This is a genomic window from Lyngbya sp. CCY1209, from assembly GCF_035615495.1.
GTDB lineage: Bacteria > Cyanobacteriota > Cyanobacteriia > Cyanobacteriales > Microcoleaceae > Limnospira.
In genome coordinates this window covers 1-4,966 of the sequence record NZ_JAJENU010000397.1, presented here as the reverse complement: position 1 = coordinate 4,966, position 4,966 = coordinate 1, and the positions used below count along the sequence as shown (strand labels likewise).

Sequence of the window (4,966 nt, the reverse complement as noted above, 5' to 3'; positions counted from 1 at the left end):
GATTCTCCACTTCTCCTCTTGACCCTGAGAGTTCCGACCTCATTTGGTATCCTGTGATACCAAACTTAGGAACATACGGACAGTTATAAGGCTGGTCAGGGGTATGCCCCTTATATTCATCCGAGGGGATGAAAGCCTTACCGGGAAGTTATTTCAGGCATTTCAGCCTTATTTCATTCCCGAACGAATCGCACATATCAAACCACCCTAGCGCACGAACTGCGGCATCACTTCGGCGGCGGTAAACAGGCCGTGAATTCCCCGGCGGTGCAAGTTGATCCCGGCTTTCAAATAGCCGAAGGCCGGACCGCAGACATTCGCCGCCATGCTGGTTTCGTCGCCGAGGGTAAACGTGTGGGTGGAGATTTTCCCCTCGAAGGTGCGGCCGGTGACTCGGACGTTGGTACTCAGCGGCTTTTTGGGGTTGCGGGTATCGACGACGCCGCCCACCGTGACACGATCGCGATCGCAAATTCCCGCCAATTCCAACATGATATCGTCGGCGTGTTCCATCCCTTCCAACTTCAGCAGGCCGTCGGTTTCGTCCAACAGCGCCTCCACCTCCGCATCCGTCATCGCCCGGGCCCGTTCCACGTCGTAGCCGGGGAGGTGGGCGATATCTTCCCGGATGGTGGCCCGGTAAGCCTCCCAGTTGGCGATACCCACCCCGAAGGTGATTTTGACGCTATGAATTTCCGCGTAACTCTGGGCCGCCACCGCCGCCGCCGCCGTCAGCAGTCCCGGCGTGGCGCCGCAACCCGTCATGTAGGTGATCCCGGCATTATTGAGATCATCTTGCAATTCCAGAAGCTGTTCGACGGCGCTGGTGCGCTTCAGGGCGTCCACCAGGACCCCCCGCCATCCGGACTCGATAAACGCCTTCGCCACCGAAGCCATAAAGGTATTGGGCAAATTGGGGAGGGCCAAGAAGTAACCATCCACCCCCTGAGAACCCCGGCGGATCAGATCTTCGATACTTTGGGTGCTGTGGGTGCCGCCCGGTTCGAGATCCCCCAAAGAGCCGCGATCGCGATACACTTCGATACACCGGTCCGGATCGAGTCCCTCGGTTGAATAGACGTATCCTTTTTGATCGGCCGCCGCCACCCAGCGCATTTCCCGTTTGGGTGCCAACACCCGCGCGGCCGCTTGTCCCAGGCCGCCGAACCCCAGCACCCCCACGCGCATGGGATTCCGGGCCGAATGTGTGATTGGCTGATGATTACTCATGACAGACGCTTGAAATTGGACAATCTTCTATTATCTCTCAAGTTGGGGTGTCCGGTGCCACCTGTTGGCTGAAGCGGGCAACCGGAGACGGTTGCCCCCACATCCATCCCAAATCTGCCCGACTCTCGACTCCCGACTCCCGACTCCCTCTCCCCCATCTTGACGGTTCGGGGCATCTACGCGAAACTTAACATATAATGAACCTACTGCTTCAGCTATTGATAACTTTTGTAAAGTTATCATGGGTTTTTCATGAATTGGAAACCGTCGATCGCCCGATCGCTGGAGCGTAGCGTCAGAACCATCTGATCGATCTGGAGCCAACATCGAAGCTCGATCTCCGGTGTTGGTCTCATTTTATACCACCCGTGCAGTCAGTGTGAGCTATGGAAACCCTAGAGTTTATCATCTATCCCGACGGCCGAGTTCAGGAGAAAGTCACCGGCATTGTCGGTGCCTCCTGTGCCGAGGTCACAGCCGCGATCGAAGCGGAGTTGGGTGTGGTATTGACTCAGGAGAAAACCTCCGAATACTTCACCCAAGCCAATCACCAGTCTGACACGGCGACTGCCCAAGTGGGTTTTAGCAACTGGTAAAATCCCGCCTTGTTTGTCTGTTCACGCAATTCATTCAAAACTTACCAACTATGTCACACTTTAGCCAAATCAAGACGCAAATTCGCAATCTGTCGTCTTTAAAAGCCGCTTTAACCGATCTGGGCATCGACTGGAAGCCCGGACCGCGAGAAGTTCGGGGCTATCGGGGCCAAACCCACCCGGCCGAAGTTGTCATCGAACAAGAGAACGGCTACGATCTCGGGTTCACCTGGAACGGCCAGGAATACGAACTGGTGGCGGATTTACAGTTCTGGCAACAGGCTTGGCCGGTGGATTATTTCCTGAAAAAAGTCACCCAGCGCTATGCGTTCCACACCGTCGTGAGCGCCAGCACCCAGCAGGGTTTCCAAGTCTCCGAACAGCAAAATCGTCAAGATGGTTCGATCCGCCTAGTTGTCCAACGTTGGAGCGCCTAATGTCTGAATGGTCTGCATCATCAACTCATACCTCGCCGGAACGTTCGGGTTTGGAACCGGAACTCGGCGGGGTGTTGCGGGATGCACCTGAGCGTTCCGGCTTCGAGCCGGAGTTGGGGGGTACGCTGCGCCAAAAGGGGGTTTACGTCGATGAACCCACCTGCATCGGTTGCAAGCACTGTGCCCACGTCGCCCGAAACACATTCTATATCGAGCCCGACCACGGGCGATCGCGCGTGTTTCGGCAAGATGGCGATTCGGAAGATGCGATTCAGGAGGCGATCGACACCTGTCCCGTCGATTGCATCCACTGGGTTGACTATACCGAACTGAAACGGCTGGAAGAAGAACGTCAGGATCAGGTGGTCCCCCATGTCGGGTTTCCGGCGGAAGCCGCGATGGTACACCGGAAACCGCACAAACGCCGAAAGTAGGGAGAATTCATGGATTCTCTCGACAATTTAATCGCTTTTTTGCGATCGGGCAAAGGTGAGAATTTCTCGCTTTTGCCTTTTGTGTTGGGAGGCAATAGGCAATAGGTAATAGGCAATAGGCAATAGGTAAGAGGATTTAACTCTTCCGATAACCCGGATTATATCCCCCCCAGCCCCCCTTTGAAAGGGGGGAGAATCGTTTTTAAAGTCCCCCTTTCCAAGGGGGATTTAGGGGGATTTGACATTCTAAGGAGAAATCAACTTTCTCGCCCGTTCTGCCCTCGCTTCGGCGGAGTCCATCACCTCCGGCATTTTCTCGACGATTTCGCCGGGATAGTTTTCCAACAGGCGGGTGGAGAGAGACACCCGGTGGCGCCCTTCTTCCAGGTTGATAACCAGGGCTTTCACCGTCTGGCCGATTTCAAACAATTCCGGCAGGGAACCGACGTATTTTTGGCTGATTTCTTTGATGTGAATCAACCCCGTCACGCCGTCCAATTCCACGAACACGCCGAAGGGTTTGATACTGCCGACAGTCCCTTCCACCAGTTGGCCGATTTCCAGTTGGCTGAAGGAGACGGATTCGGAGGCGAGACGCTGGGAGAACACCAACTTTTCGCGATCGCGGTTCAACTCCAGTATACTCACCGTCAAAACTTCCCCCACCAACGCATCCAAATTGTCCCGTTGGACGAGGTGCGATCGCGGGATGAAGCCCCGCAAAGAATCCGCATCCACCGTCACGCCGCCGCGGTTGACCCCCGTCACTTGAACTTGCAGGGATTCTTCATTTTTGGCTTTCTCGGCCAACTCGTCCCAGGCCTGTTTCAGTTGCAGTTGACGCAGGGAAAGCAACACCTGACCCTCCGCATTTTGGTCGCGGATGATCAAAAATTCCCGTTCTTCCTGCAGTGGCAAAATTTCCGAAAGGTCGTCCACCGCCTTCAAAGATGCCTCGCGGATCGGCAAAAATCCCGGAGATTTCCCCCCTTCGATGTCAACATAAGCGCCGTTTGAGTCATGTTCAAATACCCGGCCGCGCACGATTTGCCCCTTTTGTAAATCGTAGTCGTGAGTTTCCAGGGCCTTGGCAAAATCATCGATTGAAAAAGATTGATTTTGAGTCGTCATAGGAAAAACCAAAAAAACAAAAATTCACGTTCTAACCTGCTCTCGCACTCTTCCTCGATCGCAGCCTTCTAGCTGATCCGGCCGATCTCACAAGTTCAAGATTTCTGAAGACGTCGTCCGTCGAAAAACGGTTTCCGAAGCCGAAGGAGAGCGATCGCCGGTCCCCCGTCGGGCGACCCCCCTTCGGGCCACAAGTCCGTCAGTTGTTTACAGTTCTTGAGCGAACAGTTCTTTGACGTGTTTCCAGGCATCCTCAGCAGCCTCTTTATTATAGCTATCCCGTTGGTCGCAGAAAAAACCGTGGGTGGCCGGATAGCGGAAAATCCGGTGGCGGACGCCGTGTTTTTGCAGTTCCGCTTCGATCTGATCCACCTCTTGATTGGGAATCAGGGGATCTTCAGTTCCGAAGAACCCGTAGAGCACCCCATCAATTTCCGGCGTGCGGGTGACGGTAGCCGGACCCCCGCCCGGAGTTCCGGTGACGATCCCCGCCCCGTAAAAAGAAGCCGTCGCCTTGATATCGTCCAGCGTCGCGGCCAGATAGGTGACGTGGCCACCGAAACAGAAACCGATGCTGCCGAAATGAGCATTTTTGACCGTCTCCCGACCTTTTAATAGATCGAGGGTGGCTTGGATGTCGCCCAGGAGTTCCGGGGCCTTGGTCTGTTCCTTGTACTTGCGGCCCAGTGCGATGTCTTCGTCCGAGTAGCCGATCTCGAACCCGGGAACCTGGCGCTGGTAGATAGCCGGGGCGATGGCAACATATCCCTCCTTCGCGATGCGATCGCACACATCCCGGATGTGGGCGTTCACCCCGAAAATTTCCTGGATCACAACGATGCCGGGATAGGGGCCGCCCTCGGCGGGTTCGGCCAGATAGGCGTCGATATTCAGATCGCCGTTGGGAACCGTAACATTAGCCGTGCGAATCTCTAAATCTGCCATAATTCCGTTTAGGGAAGCGTCTACTACCTGAGAATTTGGGTCGATCGCATTTCTCAGATTAGGGGTCGAGAGAGATGTTGCCATCTCCCCCTCCCATTCAGAACCGTGCATGAGATTTTCACCTCACACGGCTCCTAGTTCAGTCGTCTCGTTGTCATGAGTACGACTCTTGCTTTGACTACCATCAATGGCA

The 4,966-nt window shown here is 55.0% G+C and carries 6 protein-coding genes; 3 read left to right on the top strand and 3 right to left on the bottom strand.

The window, feature by feature from the left end; genetic code table 11:
• Positions 1-207: 207 nt before the first annotated feature.
• A complete protein-coding gene (locus LKE08_RS11835) occupies positions 208-1,230 on the bottom strand; it encodes a saccharopine dehydrogenase-like oxidoreductase (RefSeq protein ID WP_324704432.1) in 1,023 nt (340 codons plus the stop codon).
• A 386-nt stretch (positions 1,231-1,616) separates the two neighbouring features.
• Here LKE08_RS11835 and LKE08_RS11830 point away from each other — a divergent pair, with 386 nt between their 5' ends.
• From LKE08_RS11830 to LKE08_RS11820, 3 genes are read left to right on the top strand one after another with little or no spacing between them, the layout of a single operon-like run.
• Complete coding sequence (locus LKE08_RS11830; RefSeq protein WP_324704431.1) at positions 1,617-1,826, top strand: DUF2997 domain-containing protein; 210 nt, start codon at positions 1,617-1,619, stop codon at positions 1,824-1,826.
• A 50-nt stretch (positions 1,827-1,876) separates the two neighbouring features.
• Entirely contained in the window at positions 1,877-2,263 is a 387-nt protein-coding gene (locus LKE08_RS11825; RefSeq protein WP_324704430.1) for a DUF1257 domain-containing protein, read from the top strand.
• Positions 2,263-2,697 (top strand): ferredoxin, encoded by a 435-nt coding sequence (locus LKE08_RS11820; protein ID WP_324704429.1) that lies wholly within the window; start codon positions 2,263-2,265, stop codon positions 2,695-2,697. The genes LKE08_RS11825 and LKE08_RS11820 overlap by 1 nt, the downstream gene beginning before the upstream one ends.
• Before the next feature lie 246 nt (positions 2,698-2,943).
• Here LKE08_RS11820 and LKE08_RS11815 read toward each other — a convergent pair whose 3' ends face one another.
• Together LKE08_RS11815 and LKE08_RS11810 are read right to left on the bottom strand one after the other, a co-directional pair.
• Positions 2,944-3,828 carry a S1 RNA-binding domain-containing protein gene (locus tag LKE08_RS11815; protein WP_324704428.1) on the bottom strand — a complete coding sequence of 295 codons (885 nt, stop codon included), beginning with the start codon at positions 3,826-3,828 and terminating at the stop codon, positions 2,944-2,946.
• Between the two features lie 207 nt (positions 3,829-4,035).
• On the bottom strand, positions 4,036-4,773 hold the full coding sequence (locus tag LKE08_RS11810) for a dienelactone hydrolase family protein (RefSeq protein WP_324704433.1): 738 nt from the start codon (positions 4,771-4,773) through the stop codon (positions 4,036-4,038).
• Positions 4,774-4,966: the final 193 nt, after the last annotated feature.